The sequence below is a fragment of the Paracoccus benzoatiresistens genome, from assembly GCF_026913015.1.
Classification (GTDB): Bacteria; Pseudomonadota; Alphaproteobacteria; order Rhodobacterales; family Rhodobacteraceae; genus Paracoccus; species Paracoccus benzoatiresistens.
Genome location: NZ_JAPTYD010000143.1, coordinates 1 through 1,690 on the forward strand (window position 1 = coordinate 1; position 1,690 = coordinate 1,690).

The following is a 1,690-nucleotide window of genomic DNA, read 5'->3' on the forward strand; positions in this document are numbered from 1 at the left end:
CCCAGACGCGTCATGCGTTCTTCAGGCCGTCGAACCGGCCAAGAACAGCGCAAGCGGTCAATAATTCGAGGTGCCCTACTGATAGGATGTTGTCCGCTTAAGCCCACAGCAGTCTTGGCCGTTGAACCCCCGACAAACCCGAACCGAGAATTTCCGGATCGCCTTGCTCAAGAAACGCCAGCCATGCTGCAATCGGAATGCGGCCAGCGGAAAGGCTGTATGGCGGCGCACCATCAGGCTTCCGTTCTGCCTGCTGGTCAGGAAGCATGAACAAGTGGCGATGTGTGTGGATGCGGCCCGCATTCTCTGCCTCGAACGGGTGCTGCAATGCAACTCCGAAAAAGAACATACCTACCGCAAGGTTATCGCGAATTCCAACGCCGCATTAGCTCGACCCACCTGATATCGGAACGAAGCGATTGATTTGCAGTAATAATGCGCTCCAATTTTGAATAAATTCCATAAGGCCAGTTCTTGGCACTTTCTGGAAGCAATAAGTACTAAATTTCAGGGACCCGTTCAGGGTGCTTATCGATGATATTATCACCACTACAGCGAATCGAAGGCAGCAAAATTCGGTCACCTTCTATAGGGCTCAATAGAGGCAAAATTGCCTCGGAAATGTCCATAAATCTATTCTCATAGAAGACGCAAGTTCGACCAAGCGCGCTGAATTCTGACGTGTTCGGGCAGTTCTTTGTAGTGGCCACACCTTTCGCAAGAATCGCTCTTGCAACGACTTCCAATGTTCGCCGTCATCAGTGTTTTCTCTGCCACGGCGGTCCAAAATCCAAAGTGTTTGTCCTCTGAAATCATCCCCTGCCTCCAACAGAACCTGACGCAGTTCGGCATCTGTTATGCGTTCTGTTCCTTGGTCAACGTCAGAGCACGCCCAGCTTGCAAGCACCAGACCCGCCAAGCTGTCGCGATTATCTCTTTCGTTGTGGTTTTGGATTACAGCCCTGGCCAGTAAATGAGGCTTAATTTTCTCAGATAAATCCATCTTTGGCAGTCGATTAGTCCCCTACAGATAGCCGGTCCACCATGCATCCAGGGTAACTTCATCGTCTGTGTCAAGAAACATCAGGAGATTACCTTTTGTCCATTTCGGATCAACATAATAAACCAGTCCAACAGGTGGCTAAAGAACACTAACGCAAATCGGCCGTTGTTCCCTGGCAGCGATAGAGCAGCCTCCACAAGCTTCTTCCAATTTCTGGGAAGGCCTTCGTTCTTAGAAAGCTCCTTGCGATACGGATCGTGATAAAGTGCCTGAGCGATTTTTCCGGCTGGAGAATTTAGTGCTTCCGTCGCCCAGTCAGGGTCTCGGTTCCACGCATAATTCCTGAACCACCCTCGTCGGGATTTTCATTCAAGAAAACAAGCAGGCGAGATACTAATCGTTCAAACGCTGGCAAGCATTCCTTCTACAAGTCGTCGGTACTTGAAAGCAACCATGCGGTAACAGGATAAACAATTTCCGCTAAAGGCTCGTCATCCGCTTGCACAACAAGTTCGGCGATGAAGCACTTCAAGCGTCTGTTATCATTTTTGCGTTGCTCTGAACTCAGAAACCGTCGCCATGCCCATTCGAGGTGCTCTCCAGCCTTGGCTTCTAGTGTTCACCGCCTAACAGAAGATTCCTTCCTGTGGTCGAATGTGACATGTTCGGCGGATGAGACGAGACGAC

The 1,690-nt window shown here is 50.1% G+C and carries 1 protein-coding gene; it reads left to right on the forward strand.

The annotated features are described in order from the left end of the window. The first annotated feature begins 163 nt into the window (after nucleotides 1–163). Nucleotides 164–403 (forward strand): hypothetical protein, encoded by a 240-nt coding sequence (locus OU682_RS23835; RefSeq protein WP_268944660.1) that lies wholly within the window; start codon nucleotides 164–166, stop codon nucleotides 401–403. The last annotated feature ends 1,287 nt before the right edge of the window (nucleotides 404–1,690 follow it).